General features: G+C 59.5%; 15 protein-coding genes. All 15 read right to left on the reverse strand.

Annotation, left to right across the window (positions count from 1 at the left end):
- Nucleotides 1–16: 16 nt before the first annotated feature.
- The 15 genes from ACZ5C3_RS18850 to ACZ5C3_RS18920 all read right to left on the reverse strand — a co-directional run bounded on the left by ACZ5C3_RS18850 (nt 17) and on the right by ACZ5C3_RS18920 (nt 17928).
- Nucleotides 17–1180 (reverse strand): ABC transporter substrate-binding protein, encoded by a 1164-nt coding sequence (locus tag ACZ5C3_RS18850; RefSeq protein WP_464032062.1) that lies wholly within the window; start codon nt 1178–1180, stop codon nt 17–19.
- A 179-nt stretch (nt 1181–1359) separates the two neighbouring features.
- Nucleotides 1360–2727, reverse strand: coding sequence for an L-serine ammonia-lyase (locus ACZ5C3_RS18855; protein ID WP_464044211.1), 1368 nt, complete (start codon nt 2725–2727; stop codon nt 1360–1362).
- 33 nt (nt 2728–2760) lie between these two features.
- Nucleotides 2761–3717, reverse strand: a complete 957-nt coding sequence (locus ACZ5C3_RS18860; RefSeq protein ID WP_464032064.1) for an LLM class flavin-dependent oxidoreductase — start codon at nt 3715–3717, stop codon at nt 2761–2763.
- A 17-nt stretch (nt 3718–3734) separates the two neighbouring features.
- The gene (locus tag ACZ5C3_RS18865) at nt 3735–4505 is read right to left on the reverse strand and encodes a CoA-transferase subunit beta (RefSeq protein WP_464032065.1); all 771 of its coding nucleotides are present in this window, start codon (nt 4503–4505) and stop codon (nt 3735–3737) included.
- A complete protein-coding gene (locus tag ACZ5C3_RS18870; RefSeq protein ID WP_464032067.1) occupies nt 4498–5469 on the reverse strand; it encodes a CoA transferase subunit A in 972 nt (323 codons plus the stop codon). The genes ACZ5C3_RS18865 and ACZ5C3_RS18870 overlap by 8 nt, the downstream gene beginning before the upstream one ends.
- Nucleotides 5466–6977 (reverse strand): pyridoxal-phosphate dependent enzyme, encoded by a 1512-nt coding sequence (locus ACZ5C3_RS18875; RefSeq protein ID WP_464032069.1) that lies wholly within the window; start codon nt 6975–6977, stop codon nt 5466–5468. Before ACZ5C3_RS18875 ends, ACZ5C3_RS18870 begins: the two co-directional genes overlap by 4 nt.
- 78 nt (nt 6978–7055) lie before the next feature.
- Nucleotides 7056–9485 (reverse strand): 5-amino-6-(D-ribitylamino)uracil--L-tyrosine 4-hydroxyphenyl transferase CofH, encoded by a 2430-nt coding sequence (cofH, locus tag ACZ5C3_RS18880; protein ID WP_464032070.1) that lies wholly within the window; start codon nt 9483–9485, stop codon nt 7056–7058.
- A 1-nt stretch (nt 9486) separates the two neighbouring features.
- A complete protein-coding gene (cofC, locus tag ACZ5C3_RS18885; RefSeq protein WP_464038376.1) occupies nt 9487–10188 on the reverse strand; it encodes a 2-phospho-L-lactate guanylyltransferase in 702 nt (233 codons plus the stop codon).
- Nucleotides 10188–11168 (reverse strand): 2-phospho-L-lactate transferase, encoded by a 981-nt coding sequence (gene cofD / locus ACZ5C3_RS18890; RefSeq protein WP_464032072.1) that lies wholly within the window; start codon nt 11166–11168, stop codon nt 10188–10190. The genes cofC and cofD overlap by 1 nt, the downstream gene beginning before the upstream one ends.
- Complete coding sequence (gene cofE / locus ACZ5C3_RS18895) at nt 11165–11932, reverse strand: coenzyme F420-0:L-glutamate ligase (RefSeq protein ID WP_464032074.1); 768 nt, start codon at nt 11930–11932, stop codon at nt 11165–11167. The genes cofD and cofE overlap by 4 nt, the downstream gene beginning before the upstream one ends.
- Before the next feature lie 12 nt (nt 11933–11944).
- A complete protein-coding gene (npdG, locus tag ACZ5C3_RS18900; RefSeq protein WP_464032076.1) occupies nt 11945–12601 on the reverse strand; it encodes an NADPH-dependent F420 reductase in 657 nt (218 codons plus the stop codon).
- Nucleotides 12602–12640: 39 nt separating this feature from the next.
- The gene (locus tag ACZ5C3_RS18905; RefSeq protein ID WP_464032078.1) at nt 12641–13417 is read right to left on the reverse strand and encodes a LamB/YcsF family protein; all 777 of its coding nucleotides are present in this window, start codon (nt 13415–13417) and stop codon (nt 12641–12643) included.
- A gap of 106 nt (nt 13418–13523) precedes the next feature.
- Nucleotides 13524–14732 (reverse strand): xanthine dehydrogenase family Fe-S subunit, encoded by a 1209-nt coding sequence (locus ACZ5C3_RS18910; protein ID WP_464032080.1) that lies wholly within the window; start codon nt 14730–14732, stop codon nt 13524–13526.
- Nucleotides 14729–15568, reverse strand: a complete 840-nt coding sequence (locus ACZ5C3_RS18915; RefSeq protein ID WP_464032082.1) for an FAD binding domain-containing protein — start codon at nt 15566–15568, stop codon at nt 14729–14731. Before ACZ5C3_RS18915 ends, ACZ5C3_RS18910 begins: the two co-directional genes overlap by 4 nt.
- A complete protein-coding gene (locus ACZ5C3_RS18920) occupies nt 15565–17928 on the reverse strand; it encodes a xanthine dehydrogenase family protein molybdopterin-binding subunit (RefSeq protein ID WP_464032084.1) in 2364 nt (787 codons plus the stop codon). The genes ACZ5C3_RS18915 and ACZ5C3_RS18920 overlap by 4 nt, the downstream gene beginning before the upstream one ends.
- Nucleotides 17929–17986: the final 58 nt, after the last annotated feature.

Below are 17986 nucleotides of genomic sequence, written 5' to 3' on the forward strand. Positions count from 1 at the left end.
GCCCACGCAAACATGCTTAGAGCTTAGGAAGAACAACCTTCGCGTCGTCGATCTTGATCAGATAGACGTTCGGCATGCTCTGACCACTTTCCTTGCCGGCTGGGCCCTGCTTCTGGAATTTGATCTTGCCGTTCAGGCCGAGCAGCTCGACGTCCCAAAGCGCCTTCGTGATGGCTTCGGGCTCCGCCTTGCCTGCCTTTTCGATGGCAGCCGCAATCGTGCGGATGCCGTCATAGCCACGGAAGCTTTCCGTCGCGCCAGCGAAATTGAAGCCGCGCTTCTTCCACTCGCCGAGGAAATACTTGGTCGCTTCCGGATTTGGCGTCGCATCCGGATACCACGGTGCGAAGGTGGTCAGATGGAAGGTGCCGTTGGCGGCAAGACCGCCCTGCTCGATCAGCTGGTCGGGATTCTGCGATCCGCCGGTAGTGATGATCTGCTTCTTGATGCCGAGCGCAGTCGCCTGCTTCAGAACAAGGGTGAGCTGCTCAACGGCAGTCGTCACCATGATCGTATCGGAATCCGATGCCTTAATTTTAGACAACTGCGCGCTCATATCTTGAGCGGACTGATCCATGGTTTCGACGAGCCCGACGCCGACGTTATCGACTTTGAAGATCTTTCCGAAATCCTCAGCAGCACCACGTCCCCAGTCGTTGTTGATGACGAGAAAGTCGGCCTTCTTCACTGACATCTTCGGCAGAATGTCCTTGAACGCTGCGGCTTCAACGGACGACGGCGGCGAGATGCGGAAAATGTAAGGATTGCCGGTCGTCGTGATCTTGCCCGACGACGAGGTCTCGACCACCATCGGGACTTTGTATTCCATCAGCTTGGGCATGACCGCGAGCGTCAGGCTGGAGCCCCATGCGCCCATGATGACAGGCACCTTATCGGCCGTAATGAGCTTTTCAGCGACAGCTGCAGCTTCGGTCGGATTGCTCTTGTTATCTTCGATAACGAGCTCGATCTTCTTGCCGAGTACACCGCCCTTGGCGTTGATTTCATCGGCCGCGATTTTCGCGCCGTTGACAACGTAAGTGCCGGAAGCCGCGAACGGCCCTGTCAGCGGTTCGTTGACACCAATCTTGATGGTCTGTGCGAACGCCTGCGTTGCCAAACCTGTCGACAGCAGCGCTGCGGCTGCGATCGCCGTAAGTAACTTCGAGTGCTTAACCATCGTCCGTTTCCTCCGTTACGTGACATGCGGAAAACCAGTTGCCTTATTTTTCAAGCAAGCATTATGCCAGTTGATCCGCACTTGTTTGTATTTGTCGTTGGCTAATCGTCCCTAACTACAATCGTCCTATTTTTGGTACCTTAGCATCATCTGCATCGGCCGTACGGCGTCAAGTTCTTTCAGCAGTCAGGCACATTAACAGCGAGGCCTCCGCGCGAAGTTTCCTTGTATTTCGCCTGCATGTCAGCTCCGGTATCCCGCATCGTGCGGATCACCTGATCAAGCGAGACGTGATGCGACCCATCGCCGCTTAACGCCAATGACGCGGCGTTGATCGCTTTCACCGCGCCGAACGCATTGCGTTCGATGCATGGGATTTGCACCAACCCGCCGATCGGATCGCACGTCATCCCGAGATGGTGCTCCATTCCAATCTCCGCAGCATTTTCAATCTGCCGGCTGCTGCCGCCCAAGGCCGCTGTCAGGCCAGCGGCAGCCATCGAGCATGCCACACCAACCTCGCCTTGGCATCCGACTTCCGCTCCGGAGATGGACGCGTTCATCTTGCAAAGCGCTCCGATGGCGGCACTGGTCAGGAGAAAAATCCTGATCCCCTCCTGTGAAGCACCCTGGCAATGGTCGACATAGTAGCGGAGGACCGCCGGCAACACGCCCGCAGCGCCATTGGTCGGCGCGGTTACCACACGACCACCCGCAGCATTTTCCTCATTGACGGCAATTGCATAGAGGCTGGCGTAATCCATCGCCGGGATCGAATGCCGCATGTTCTTGGTTTCCGACGCCTGCAGTCGGTCACGTAGGGAACGTGCACGGCGCTTGACTTTCAACCCGCCCGGGAGCTCGCCATCCGTCCGCATGCCCCGGTCGATACAGTCGAACATGACAGCAGCGATACGATCCAGCCCGGCATGAACCGAGGTTTCATCCGCAAAAACGGCCTCGTTCGCCAACACGATATCCGCGATCGAAAGGCCCGATCGATCACACATGTCGATCAGTTCCGCGGCGCTGTGGTAGTCGTAAGAGATCTCTGACGACGACGTCGCAGCCGAGGTCGACTCGCCTTCCCGCTGGATGAATCCGCCGCCGATCGAGTACCAGGTCTCTTTTTTCAGCTCATTGCCGTTCGCGTCGAACGCCGAGAACCGCATGGTGTTCGGATGACCGATTGGTACTTCGTCAAAATTGAAATCGATGTCCTGCGCGGGATCGAAGCCAATCGTCCTACCGCCCGGCAATGTCAGCTGTTTCTGAGCTGCGACAGTGGCGACGTTGGCATCCGCCTTATCGGGATCAATCGTTTCCGGCGCAAAGCCCGAAAGGCCGAGCACCACAGCCTTATCGGTGCTATGGCCTTTCCCGGTCCACGCAAGCGAACCAAGCAAAGTCACCTTCAACCGGTGAACGGCCGATTGTTCACTCTCATTCAGCGAGCCGATAAAAGCCGCAGCGGCCTTCATCGGCCCCACCGTATGAGAGGACGAGGGCCCGATCCCGATCTTGAACAGGTCGAAAACACTGATCATGACACGGGACCGGACATTGTTACGACCGATGCTTTACTTGGCTTTCAGCCTTGGGATGATCTCGCGTGCGATCGTCTCAACCTGATCCATCTTGTACTTGTAAGGCACGAAGATGATCTTTTGTACGCCGACCGCGAGATGAGCCTTCAATTGTTCGACACATTCATCGACGGAACCCATGATCGCACTGTCACGTGAACAATCGCTGTGTTCAGGGAAGTCCCATTCCTTGTTGAGCCAATCCATCATCTCATCGCGGACGGCCTCCTTCGACGGACCGACCATAATTGGCAACTGCGATGCATTGAGCAGCTTGTCCGGATCCTTGCCGCCTTCCTTGGCGAAATTGCGCAGCTTGGCCCAGGACTTCGCGAAGGCTTCCGGAGAGTAGAAATAGGTCAGCCAACCATCGCCAGCCGTCGCCGCACGCTGCAGCACGCGGTCGACGTAACCGCCGATCAGGATCGGCATGCGCGGCTGCTGCACCGGCTTCGGATACATCACCGCCGCAGAAATGTTGTGCGCGATGTACTTGCCGTCAACCATCGGCTCGGTCCACAGACGGTTGAGAATCTCGAGGTTCTCATCCATCAGCTTGCCGCGCTTGTCGAACGGAATACCCATCGCATCGAATTCACGCTTGTACCAGCCGGACGCCATGCCCATCAGCATGCGCCCATTGGAGAACTGGTCCATGGTCGACAGCTGCTTTGCGAGAGCAACCGGATTGCGCAGAGGCAGAACAAGAATGCCGGTGCCAAGCTTGATCTTGCTCGTGCGCGCGGCAATCGCCGTCAACGTCGTCAGCGAGTCGAGGATCGGAAAATGCGGATCGACGCCGAGAAGAATATGGTCCCAGACCCAAAGCGAGTCATAGCCAAGCTCCTCAACACGCACGCCATAGTCGACCAGCGCCTTGGCATCCGGAAGCTCAGGCCAGGCGGTGAAGTTGCGCGCGGCGATACCGAACGTATTCGACAGGATTGTCATTCTTACTCCCCGTTTTCTTATGCGATGAACAGACGATCGGGATCGAGCATCCGCAATGTCGATAATTCGTGCTCCGTCGGCGGCTCGGTAACGTTGATCTGATCTTCAAAAATCAGATCGAACCCAGTGTTGTCCTGCACCTGCTCCCGCGTAATGCCGGGGTTAAGCGCAAGAACCTTCATGCGACGAGACGTCTCATCGAACGAAAACACCGCCAACTCAGTGATCACCCGGAACATGCCGCCCTGGGGCAAGCCGCTCTCAGCGCGTGTCTTGCCACCGCGGATATATCCCGGGCTGGTGATGAAATCGACTTGATCGACGAAGCGGCGCTTCTCGTGCTTCATCGCAACAATCATGTTGGTCAGGCTGGAAATATCGTTACCGCCGCCGGTACCCGGAAGCCGCGTCTTCGGGTTATCGGAATCCCCGATGAACGATGAATTCAAGTTGCCATACTTGTCGATCTGCGCGCCGCCCATGAAGCCAACATCGACATAGCCGCGCTGGAGCAGCAGAAGAACATCCGCACTGCCGAGCACCATGTTGGCGCGCTTGGTGCAGCGCTGGTCATTTGTTGATGGCGGCAGCTTGCCCGGCTCCACAAAGGCACCGACGACCCCACCTTCAAACAGAATCGTAAGACCAGGACAACGCAACCGCTGCGCCAGCGTCGCCGCCAGCAGTGGAATGCCGATGCCTGCGAACACGACCTGCCCTTCCCTCAGCTGCCGCGCGCTGAGGATCGCCAGCATTTCCGACGCGGTGTGACGGTTCTGCTCAGTCATCGAAAATGCTCCTGCCCCTTCGGCTCGCGGTCACGATTTCGTCTATGCCGATCATCGACAGGAAATCGTTCCAGGTTTTCGGCCCGTAGACATAGTCGTCGAGATATTTCTTCATGCCGCCGACCGGATCGCCGTTGACCTGCTTCACATAGGCATCGAGGTGATTCATCATCGGCTCGTAAACGCCGTAGCATTCATGGGGCGCAGAGCCGTAAGGCACCTCCACCACCGCATCGACGCAGAAGAACGGAATCTTGGTGTGATCGGGCGCGCGCCGGATCTGATCGTTGGAGACGATCCGTTCCGTCGTCAGGATCACACGATTGGCCGCCATCGCCAGATCGATATCCATGAACTGAAGACCATCGATCTGCGCGTTGCCGTAGGCATCGCAACGCTGCACATGGATCAATGCGACGTCAGGATTGAGCGCAGGCACCAGCAGGATCTTTTCGCCCGTGAACGGACAATCGATTTCCTTCGCTTCCGTCCGTTTTTTTCCGACATCCGAGCCAAGCATCGAACGCATCGGCATGAACGGAACGCCCATGGCGCCTGCGCGGAAGCGCATGCCCATGCCCATGTGGCTCCATTCGTCATAACGCGCGTGGCCGCCTTCGACGTGGTGACGCATCACCTTGGACAGGCCCCACAGAATACCCTGCGCGAACCAGCTCGACATAATGTGGTTCGATGCCCCCGAACCGAGCAGCAAATCACCATCCGTCGAAATGATACAACGCGAGCAGGACAACTCCTTCTTGCGCGCGCGAATGAGCTGCCAGATCGTCGCCATCGGCGTACGCGACATCGTCGAACCGCCAATGCCAACCGTCGCACCATCGTTCACGAACGATGCAGCTTCCTCCAGCGTCACCACCTTCTCGCGCAGGCTGCGGTCGCGCCGCGCCAAATTCTCCCGCAGCGTCTGATAAGGCTGAACCACGTTCTGATCCACGCTCATGACCTCGCTTTACCTGACGCTTCTGTATTCGACCCGGCGACCTCGGCGTTAAAGTCCTCGATCAGTTTGTCCCATTGGGGAAGGCTCGCTGCGATGCCTTCCCAGAACGATTGGTGCCTGCGCCGTTCGAAGTCCTCGACGCTGACGCCCTGCTGCTCGACCCAGGTATAGTAGCCAAGATTGAAGACCTGCCGCCGCAACTGATCCGTGAGCTCCATCACGTTATCTGTCGCGACAGACGTAAGGCACGATCCGAAGATCTCGCCTGCGTTGACTTCATCGAAGGTACCAAACTGCTTTTCGCGGTAGCCGTCGCGCTCGCTGTCGTAGAGCGAGGCGCTATCGGTCGCGACCGTGACGATGACGTCGTCAGCCCCGTAGTGGAGTTGCTTCGCCAGCTTGATCGCAGCGACAATGTTCGCGAAGCCGGAAATACCGACGTCCGCGAAGGATTCGACCAACGCCTTGTCGAGATTACGGCGGTTCTGAAGATACTTCCGTCCGACTTCCGAGCCAAACAGCAGATTAAGCTGATCGGTGACGCGATCCGACACGCCGATCACGACATCCGTGTTCATTACGTTGTGGATGAACGGGATGTGCTTGTCGCCAATACCCTGGATGTTGTGCTCGCCATAGCCGTTGTTCAGCATGGTCGGGCATTCGAGCGCTTCAACGGCCGCGATCTTCGTGCCGTGGTGCTTCTTCAGATAGTCGCCTGCGGCAATCGTGCCCGCCGACCCTGTCGCCGAGACAAAGGCCGCAAGCCGACGATTGCTGCCGCCCTTGAATGCGTTGAACGCGTGTTCAGCCGCAGCACCGGTGCATGTGTAGTGGATGAGGTAGTTCGAGAATGCGGAGAACTGATTGAGAATCACGTTCTGCGGATCACGCTCGAGCTCCGCGCACTTGTCATAGATTTCCTTGACGTTGCTCTCGGTGCCCGGCGTCCGGACGATATCCTCCGGATGCGAGACCCACTTCTCCAGCCAGTCGAACCGCTCGCGGCTCATACCGGCAGGCAGAACGGCAACACCACGGCATCCGAGGATGCGCGAGACGGACACGCCGCCACGACAGTAGTTGCCCGTGGATGGCCAGATCGCCTTTTGCGCTTCCGGATCGAAACGCCCGGTCACAAGCTGCGCCGCAAGGGCAGAATAAGCCGGCAACACCTTGTGCGCCCCGATCATCGGGAAACGACGACCCAGCAGCACGACGATCGGCGCTTTCACGCCAGAGATCGATTCAGGGATCACGATGTATCCCGGCACATCCGTCCGGCTCTTCCGATCCGAGGCGTTGTACCAGTTGACGCGCCAGAGGTTTTCGGCGCGCGGTTCGTCCGGCGCAACATCCGCGAGCTTCTTGGAGACCTCGGCTGGAATGGTCGAAGGGTTGGCGAGCTGCGAAAACGTCGGCAGCACCATGCCATGCTCTCGCGCCTTGGCAACGGCCCGCGCCCTCAGCTTGGCGTCGACGATTTCCGGATTAATGACTGAAGACATTCGTAAACTTCTTTCGGCTTCACGTCGTGTTGAAAGATACTAACATTAGGACGATAGGATGTCGAGCGACGCCCTGCCTCAAGAGGAGGCGACCATCTGCACATTTTTGTCGCGAGCAGCCTCTAGGGCTCTCGCGGCTGCAGCCTCGAAGGAGCGTTGCCGCACGGCATCATCGGCATTGGCATAGACCGTGGTTCGCTGTCGCGGCGTCCTGCCACTCGAAAGGATAATCCGTTCCATCTCCTGCGGCGTCATCTCCTGGCCATGGGATGCGCCGGCAGAGCGCGAGATGCTCTCATCCATCAGCGTTCCACCAAGGTCATTGACGCCCGCGGACAGGCACTGGCGTACGCCCTCTGCGCCGAGCTTGACCCACGATGCCTGAATGTTCGGGATCAGGGGATTGAGCACCAGCCGCGCGACGGCATGCATCAGGATCGCCTCCCGGAATGTCGGTCCCGGCCGCGCCCTGCCCTTGAGATAGATCGGTGCTTCCATGTGAACGAACGGAAGCGGCACGAATTCGGTAAAGCCGCCAGTATCCGCCTGCAGATTGCGGATACGCAGCAAGTGCCTTGCCCAATGCTGATAGCCCTCGATGTGGCCGAACATGATGGTCGCAGTCGAGCGGAAGCCGACCAAGTGTGCGGCGCGCATCACATCGAGCCACTGCTGCGTTCGGATCTTGTCTGCACACAAGACCACACGAACTTCATCATCGAGAATTTCGGCCGCTGTGCCCGGCAACGTGCCGAGACCTGCTGCTTTTAGCTCACGTAGAAACTCAATGACAGGAATGCCGAGGGTCTGCGCACCCTGATGGATTTCCAGCGGCGAGAACGCGTGCATGTGCATTTGCGGCACAGCATCTTTCACAGTGCGACAGATATCGAGATATTTCTGGCCCGTGTACGACGGATGTATTCCGCCCTGCATGCAAACCTCGGAAGCACCCCGCTCCCACGCTTCGACGACGCGCCCAGCGACTTCCTGCATGTCGAGATCGTAGGGCCGGCCGCGCAGGTTCTCGCTCATCTTGCCCTTGGAGAATGCGCAGAACTGGCACTTAAAAGAGCAGATGTTCGTATAGTTGATGTTGCGCGTAACGACGTAGCTCACCACATCGCCATTCACCTCGCGGCGCAGTTCATCGGCAGCCCGGCAGATTGCCGAGAAATCATCGCCGCGGCCGCGGAACAGCCGAATAATCTCTCCCTCGCCGAGCGCCTCACCGCGTTGCGCCTTGGCAAGGACACGGCCCAAATTGTCAGATGGCGCGACTGAAGGCGCCTTCGCAATCCAGTTCAGTTCACGGGCAGGCAATTCGCCAACGTGGCCCGGACACCAATCATCGACGCGTGGCATGCCCTCGCCGTCGATATGATTGAGCACGGCTGTTCGCAATCCCTGATCAACCCAGCGATTGGTGTCGCACGCGAATGCTGGATAGATCGCCAGGCGCTCCACCAGATCCATGCCGGCAGCTTTGGTTGCAGCTTCGAGCACGCGCAGATGCGGCCACGGCGCCTCAGGATTCACGTGGTCCGGGGTGACCGGCGACACCCCGCCCCAATCATTGATGCCTGCCGCAACAAGCCTGCCAAGCGCACCAGGGCTCAAGTTCGGCGGCGCTTGGATATTCATCTGCGGTTCGAAAATCAGGCGCGCAATCGCAATCGTCCAGAGGTGGTCTTCCACATCGGGCGACGCCGCGGTTTCCATCCGCGTGCCCACCTTGGGGCGGAAATTCTGAACAATGATTTCCTGGATGTGCCCATGTTGATCGTTGAGATCGCGCAGTGCGAACAGTGAATCGATACGCTCATGCCGCGTCTCGCCGATACCGATCAGAATACCCGACGTAGACGGAATCTGCCGCTCACCGGCAAGCTTCATGGTTTCAAGCCGCGCCGCAGGCACCTTGTCCGGCGAGCCATAATGCGCGCCGCCCTTTTCACACAGCCGATCTGAGACGCTTTCCAGCATGATCCCCTGCGAGACCGAGACCTTGCGCAGGGCATCGAGGTCCTCGCCGGTCATCAGGCCCGGATTGATATGCGGCAAAAGCCCCGTCTCGCGGAACACCACGCCTGCAGCTTCAGCCACGTAAGACAGCGTCGTCGCATGTCCCAGACGATCGAGCTCTTCGCGCGCGACGCGATAGCGCAACTCCGGCTTGTCGCCGAGGGTGAACAGCGCTTCCTTGCATCCGGCCTTCTTGCCGGCCTCTGCGATCGCAATCATCTGGTCGATCGACAGGAAAGGCTTCTCGTCGGCACGCGGAGCATGAGCGAACGTACAGTAGTGGCAGACGTCGCGACAAAGCTGCGTCAGTGGAATGAAGACCTTACGCGAGTAAGACACTCGCTGGCCATGGGCGGCATCACGCCGTGCGGCAGCGGCATTCAGCAGACTGTCGAGACTGCCAGCATCGACGAGGCACGCAGCCTCTTCGCGCGTCAGCCTGCGATCGTTCGAAAAATCTTGCAAAAGAGAGCTGACGTTCATGTCACACGTGCCTCTCGGAAGCGGGCAGAGCCGCGGCATGGAGCCGTTCTGCGATGTTGAATTCAGCGAACAGAGCGGCCGTCAGCGAGAATTTCTTGATGCCTGCCCATGGCAGCAGATCGTCAGGGCAGTCGATGTCCCGGCCAATGCCCTCATTGCGGACGACGCCGCAATCGATGCTGCTGGCCTGGGCTAACGCCTGATGCCGTGCAAAGCTATCGTCGCCAAAACTTGGAATGACCAGATCGGGAGTGCGCAGCGCAAGTGCGTTGGTGCCTCCGTCCGACAGCGCAGGCGCCAGCACAACCCGGTGACGGTCAAGTTCGCTGATAACATCCCGAAGATCGCTGGCCGTGGCGAACGGTACGTCGGCCGGCACAACCAGCGCAGCGGACGATACATCGAGCGTCTTCAGACCCTGCAGGACGGCGGCATTGATGCCGGTCTCCAACACGTCCGTCACCACGCGCGCTTCGAACAACGTCGCAAGATTTGCCACCATCGGATCACCGGTGACGACGATGGTCCCGGCAATCTCTGGCGTCGCGCACAGTGTGGTCAGAACTTCATGCAGCATAGTGCGGGCGAGCTTCACGCGTTCATTGCGCGACAGCACGCAGGCAAGTCGTTGCTTGGCTCTGCTCAACCGTTTGACGGGAACAACAGCCCAGACATGACCGGAGGTTTCTGCGGCGATCTGCATCACGCGGCGCTCTCTCCCCTCTCGGCAATGGACAGCTGAGCCGCGAACTCCAGGCATTCGGCGGCCAACCGATCGCGATCTTCAAGACTTCGCATCCAGGTGGAGGTCACATGCACCGGCATATCGATTATATCGGCCTCGCCCTGATCGGTCTGATCAATGATCAGTCCACTCAGGAACGGATAGTGCCGGGCGATCGTCACCGAGTCTGCCGGCAAGCCAAGCTCCGCCATGATCTTCGCCGTCGGCCCCTTGACCGCCTGTCCGCCGATCAATGGCGACACGGCAACAATCGGAGCTTTCACGCCATTGAGCGCTTTGCGAATATCCGAGACGGCGAGAATGGGATCAACGCTGAGATAAGGATTGGAGGGGCAGATAATCACTGCGGCCAGATCCGGATTTTGGAGAGCCGATAACACTTGCGGGGTGGCAACGGCCTTCTCGGCTCCCTTGAATTCAAGCTGTTTGACAACCGGCGCGCATTGCAGACCGACGAAATAGCGCTGGAACGGCAATGGGCCATCGGGAGTCATGACCATCGTCTCGATACGATCATCGGACATCGGGAGAATGGTCGCAGCGATTCCGAGACGGCGCGCCATCGCGGTCGTGAACTCGGTCAGCGTGGTCCCGCTGCGCAGCGCCTGCGTCCGCTCCACATGCATCGCCAGATCGCGATCACCCAGCCGGAACCAGGTTTCGCCACCGAGACCATCGAGCGATGCCATGAAGTTCCAGGTCTCATCGGCGCGGCCCCAGCCGCGCTCGATGTCACTGAGGCCGCTCAGCGTGTAGACGACCGTGTCGATGTCGGGCGAAACATGCAGACCGAGGTGCTCGAAGTCGTCACCCGTATTGACAACGACGGTCAGGTCCGCGCCGATCGAGCGATTAAGACCAAGCGCCAGCTTGGCGCCCCCGACGCCGCCACACAGCGCCACCACCGGCTTGCCCTTGAATGCGCTCGCGATGCTCATCGGAACATATCCCGTTCACGCGGGCGTATCAGAGCCGACGCCGGCCGCGCCGCCGCAGAAAACGATAGCCCCCGGACCACAACCACCGGCAGTCCCTCCGCTGCCTGCCCCATGAGCAATGACGCTCCGGCGGCAATTTCATCGGCCACAGCGATCTCGGTTACCTGCATCGGCCGGCCGAACATATCCGGCGCGCCAATCATATCCAGCAGCGATGGCAAACCTGCGACACCAAGGGCAACGCCGGTGACGCCGTTACGCCAAGGCCGCCCAAAGCTATCATTGATGATAACGCCAACCTTCGCCCCGAACGCAGCATCAAAGCTCGCCTTCAGCGCCGCAGCGGAACCATCCGGATCCTTCGGCAACAGCAAGACGCGTTCCTCGCCATCGTTGTGCTGGATATTCGATTGATCGATCCCGGCATTGGCCATCACGTATCCGAGCCGGTGCGCCACGATCATGATGTTTGGCCGGGTCCGCACCACCTCTTCCGACTCGGAGAGAACAACTTCTATAAAGCGCGCGTCCTTGCCGATGTCGTTTGCTAGCGCGTGCGCCTTCTCCGACGGAACAATGCTGTTCAGCTCGACGTAGCGATCTTCGGATTTCGAAACGATCTTCTGGGCGATGACGACAATGTCGCCAGTCGTCAGCTTAAACTGCGCGGCCCTGAGAGCGTCTTCGATTACCGTGGCGATATCATCGCCTGGCTTGATCAACGGTATACCGGGCACGGCAAAATATGTGACGCTCTTCGCCATCGCGAACGCCGGTTATGGAGCAGGCGCAGGAAGCCCGGTAATGCGGATACCCGCACCCGGCACTTTGTAGCGGCGGTTGATCCCGATCAACACTGACGTCAGCGCTTCCGCCGCGGCCGAGTTGGCCAGTACGCCGCCATCGATACCGCTGGTCGCAACTTCGCCAGCCAGCGCGATCACAAGATCACGAGCTTCCTTGTCATTGCCGAACACCAGTACGTCGCAGTCAGCTTTGCCGCCGGCGTGCAGCTTCGTCGCGCCGACATTGTGGAAGGCAGAGACGACCTTGACGCCGTCACCGAGTAGATTCTGGGCGATCTGAGCAGCGGACCCTTCCGGCGGAAGCTGCACGACGGAAACCTTCGGTGGCACCAGTGGCACCGCGGCGTCGACCACGATCTTGCCCTGGACGGCGTCCTTCACTTCGAGAAGCGTAGCTTCATGGCTACCGAACGGCACCGCGAGAACCACAATGTCGGCCGACTTCGCTGCACCGACATTGTCAGCGCCTCGCGCTGTGCCGCCGAGTTCCTTGGCAAACGTCTGCGCCTTCTCGGCGGAGCGAGATCCGATCACGACGGAGTAGCCCGCAGCGATCCATCGTTTCGCCAGACCTGAACCCAGGTCGCCGGTGCCTCCCAGAATAGCAATACTTGGCTTTGCGCTCATGTCACCAGCCTTCCCTGGATCATATTTTTTCGAATGATGTCAGTCGAGCGACATCTCTGGCAGAGTCACCAGCTTGACGCCTGCCTTTTCCAGCCCCTCGCGAACAGTTTTCGCCAGTGCCACTGCTGTCGGCTCATCGCCGTGAACGCACAGCGAGTGCACCTTGCACGGGATTGTCTTGCCGTTGCGCGACGTGATGGTGTTGTTCACCACCATGTCGATCACCTGCTTAGTCGCAGCAGCAGGATCATGCAGCACGGAGCCCGGGATCTTGCGCGAGGTCAGGTTGCCGTCGTCTTCGTATTGGCGATCGCAGAAACCTTCCAATGCAACCGGCAATCCAAGTGCGCGACCGGCCTTCTCCATTTCGGATCCGGCAAGCGCGACGTAAATGATCTTAGGATCGACCGTCTTGATCGCGCGGCCGATGGCCATCGCGTATTCCTTGTTCTCAGCGGCCATATTGTTCAGCGCGCCGTGCGGCTTGAGGTGGGTCACCTTCACGTCCGAGTAAGTCGCCAGCGCCTGCAGCGCGCCAATCTGATAGGCGATCATGTATTCGAGATCCTCGGGCTTCATATCGATGCGGCGGCGGCCGAAGCCCCAGAGATCGTTAAAGCCAGGATGCGCGCCGACGGTGACGCCTTCCCGCTTCGCATCGGCAATGACCTTGCGCATGGTCAGCGGATCGCCGGCATGGAAGCCGCACGCGATGTTGGCTGAACCGATAATTTTCAGAATGCCGTTGTCGTCGCCGATCTTGTAGGCGCCGAAACCCTCTGCCATGTCTGCGTTGAGATTGATCTTGATCGTCATTGCTCGCTCCGGATTACCACGAATGGCAAAAAGTCATCTATCACAGGCTCAAACGAGGATAAGGTACTATCTTTAGGATGACAATACCTTTGCGGCCGTCCAAGCCTCATTGTCTGCCAAACAGCCGATTCAGCAGGTTTTGGAACCTATCTTTTATCACCGAGAACACCAGTGATCCCGCATCAAGGCCGGCCTCTGCGGATGGCATGTCTCCAGTGGACTTTCCTGCCAGACGCGCCTCGAGATTCTTGACGAACATCGCGATCAGGCGTCCGGCAATGTCCTGCACAAGGCCTGACCGACTGAACTGTGCCAGCGCACCGGTCAGTGTGAAGCCGATATTGACGTCAACCCGCGTCTGGTCCGGCGTATCGCCCTGCTTGACCGCATAACCGACCAGCCCGCGCGTGGCAGAATTGCTGCGCTTGTCCCTCCCCGCCCCGATGATCGTTCCGGTCCGGGTTGCTTCGTCGCGCGTGATGTCAGCGACACCCTGGAATTCCGCTGAAATCGGGCCAACCTTGACCTTCATCTGGCCTTCGACATGACCATCCACCGGCTCCCCAGCCAGCGATGCACCGGGCAGACATGCGGCAACAGCCGCCACGTCGCCGAAGAAGTTCCAAACCACGTCAACCGGATGAGCGACCACGAAGCTCTGCGTGAATGTCGTCTGCGGCTTCCAGTCCGGATCCATGCGCGCTGTGGACGCGGAAGTCGTGCTTTTCGCGGCAACCTTAGGTGCGGCGGCTGGGCGCGGTGCCGATCCCGACGTGACAGGCACTGCATGTCCCGACCCTGACGGGCCGAGCCGCGTGCGATTGGCGTTCAGGATCGCCGCAATGCCCCGATTGCGGCGGTCCGCGACCACCCGCTGTATCGCACGAATGATGCCGACATAGCCGGTGCAGCGGCAGAGGTTACCGCTCATGGCGACGCGGATGTCATGCTCGCTCGGCGCATCAAGCCGCAGCACGACATCGCGCGCAGACACAAGCATCCCCGGCGTACAATATCCGCATTGAAGCGCATGCTCGTGCGAAAACGCAGTGCGTAGTTCAGTCGCGATCTCGTCGTTATCCAGGCCTTCGATCGTCGTGACTTCGGCCTGCTCGCAGGCGGCCGCATAAGTAATGCAAGAACGCGTGGGCACGCCGTCGACAAGGATCGTGCAGGCACCGCATACGCCATGCTCGCAACCAAGATGGGTGCCCGTGAGATTCTGGGTTTCACGCACAAAGTCAGCGAGATTGGTGCGCGGCTGCACGCTGGCGCTGGCGGACTTTCCGTTGATTGTGAGACTGACGAGAGTCATGCCGACTGCGCCTGTTCGATAGCGCGCCGCAACGCGACAATATGGGTTTGCTTGTCGAGCGGATCGGTCATACCCGCAGCCTCCACAACGCTTGCAACAGCATTTCTGTTGAACGTCGTACTCAACTGCTTCGCGCGTCCGTCGCCAAGAATGTTGCCCGCTTCCGTGACGACGATCGGACGGGTTTCCGTGGCACCGATCACAACGCGGCTGACACCGCGATCGGGGTCTGACAGGAACGAGCCGATGGCATGGGCGAATTCACCGGTCTTGCGGCAGGTCTTGTAGTAACCCCAGCGTGCCGAACGGCTGAGCTTCGGCACCCTGACGCCGACGAGCATTTCGCCTGGCTGAAGGTCAGCTTCCAGCGCACCGACCATGTAATCCTCGACCGGGATCGTGCGCTCGCCACCCGGGCCGCGCAGCACAACCTTCGCACCCACCGCGGCCATGATCGAGTGCCAGTCGGCAGATGGATCGGCGTGCGTCAGGCTGCCGCCGATGGTGCCGCGATTGCGCACCGCGCGATAGGCAATCCCGCTCGCAACGTAAGGCAGCGCGCCGCTGGTCACATCAGGAACGCGCAAATCCTCGATATCGGCATGTGTGATGCAGGCACCGAGCACGATCTCGTCTGCACGCTGATCGACGCTGCGAAGTTCCTCGATGCCGGTGATGTCCACCAGCAAATCAGGCTGAACCAGACGCATGTTGAGCATCGGGCCAAGCGACTGGCTGCCGGCCATGATCTTAACCGTCTGACTATCGTCGGCGATCAGCTTGAGAGCTTCTTTGACATCGCCGGGACGCGCATAATCGAAATTAACCGGTTTCACGCGGGAACTCCTTCGCCCGCTTTCGTCTGACGCTTTGCCTTCGCTGCCTGAATTGCTTCGAGGACCCTGCGCGGCGTGATCGGAGAGTGAAGCATTTCCGCACCGAGCGATTTCAACGCATCGTTGACGGCATTGCCGATCGCTGCTGGCGGCGCAATCGCACCGCCCTCACCAAGACCTTTGACGCCAAACTCGGTGTAAGGCGCTGGCGTTTCCATGTGGCCAAGCTTCGGCGCCGGCACTTCTGTCGGACCCGGGAGAAGATAATCGGCGAAGGTCGATGCCAGCGGCTGGCCGGACGCGTCGAAATTCATCTCTTCGTAAAGTGCGGTGCCAATGCCCTGCGCGAGACCGCCATAGATCTGGCCATCGACCACCATCGGGTTGATCAGCTTGCCGCCGTCCTCGACGATGACGTAGTCGAGGATCTCGATGTCGCCCATTTCCGGATCGACCGCGACCACGGCAACATGCGTCGCGTAGCTGAAGGTGCCGGAATCGCGAACCGGCTTATAGCCTACCGTCACCTCCAGACCTCTCGGATCGACCGACGGTGGCAGATCCTGCGGGCGCCGATACCATGTGTACGCGATTTCCTGCAGCGTGACGCTGCCGTTCGGACCAACCACAGCACCATCGGCGAGCTTGACGTTGTCGATGTCCGTCTGGAGCAAATGCGCGCCGATCCCCAGTGCAAGCTTGCCAAGTTCGCGCGAAGCCGTTGCCACGGCGCCACCGGCCATCACTGCGCAACGCGAGCCCCAGCTGCCGGTGGAGTACGGTGTATATTCCGTGTCGCCATGGACCAGCTTGATCCTGGAAACATCGATGCCGAGAATTTCGTTCGCCACCTGCGGCAGCGTCGTCTCCATGCTTTGGCCATGGGAGTGGACGCCGACGCGCAGCTCAAGCCCGCCATCTGGCGTCATGCGTGCGGTAGCCTGCTCGTGACCAGGGACCATCGGAATGCCCCAGCCGGCATAGACCGATGTTCCGTGCGCGCCCTGTTCGCAATAGACCGACAGGCCGACGCCGATCAACCGGCCGTCAGGCTCAGGCGTCTTCTGCCGCTCGCGCAACGCGGCAAGATCAATCTTGGCCAGCGCCTGCCGCAGCGATTCCGGATAGTCGCCGCTGTCAAAGTGCTTCTTGGTGATGTTGTCGAACGGCATCTGCTCGGGCTGCACGAGATTCTTCAGCCGCACTTCATATGGCTCGAGTCCGGCCTCGCGCGCGACCGCATCGAGCATCAGTTCGATGGCGAAGCAGACCCCTGTGCGCGCCACGCCGCGATACGGCAAGATTGGGCACTTATTGGTCGCGACCGACCACGTACGGCAACGATAGGACGGAAAATCATAAGGTCCCGGCAGAATGCTCGCGACCTGCGCGGCTTCCAGACACGCTGAGAACGGATAAGACGAATAGGCGCCGGAATCGACGGTCGCCTCGCATTCAACACCGCGAAGCGTGCCGTCACGGTCGGCATAGACTGTGATGTTGTAGTGATGCTCGCGGCAATTGGCACCGGCTGTGAGGTGCTCACGGCGATCCTCGATCCAGCGCACCGGATGACCACAGCGCATCGCGAGCCAGCCAAGGCAGACGTCTTCCGTCAGCACAATGCCTTTGTAGCCGAAGCCGCCACCGACATCAGGCGACACGATCCGCACGTTAATCTGTTCAAGCCCGAGACATTCCGACAAACCATTGCGCACGATGTGCGGCTGCTGGTTCCCCGTATAAAGCACAAGCTGACCCATGCGCTTGTGCCAGAGGGCGACCGTGCCTCTTCCCTCCATCGGTGCCATGCTTTGGCGCGCGGTTGAAATCTCGCGGGTAATTTTGATCGGCGCGTCGTACGCCGCTTCCATGTTGATATCGACGAACGTCTCGAGAAAGACGTTGTCGCCCCAATGCTCGTGGAGCAGCGCCGAATCCGGGCGCTTCGCCAGCAGCATGTCGTAAACCGCAGGCAATTCCTCGAACTCAACCTCGACAGCGGCGGCAATATCTTCTGCCTCAGCGCGTGTGTCAGCGACACACATTGCAATCAATTCGCCAACCTGGCGCACCTTTTCGAAAGCGAGGATCGGCTGTTCGGAAACCTTGAAACCCGGCAGGCCTGACACTGCACGGATTGGTTTCACGCCCTCGAGATCTTTCGCAGTGAAAACACTATCGCGGAACTGCGGCGGGATTCGAATGTCCTTGATGCGGGCATGAGCAAGCGGACTGCGAACGAACGCTACATCACGCATTCCGGCCAGGCGGATGTCCGCAACGAACTCTCCGCGCCCACGCATCAGGCGGTCATCTTCCTTGCGCAGGAGCCGCGCGCCCACACCCTGCTTTGCCATGCACATTCCCTCGAAGGCCCGATGACAGCTGCCTCGCCAAATTCATCCTATTTTTAGG

Source organism: Afipia dichlorophenoxyacetatis, from assembly GCF_055386385.1.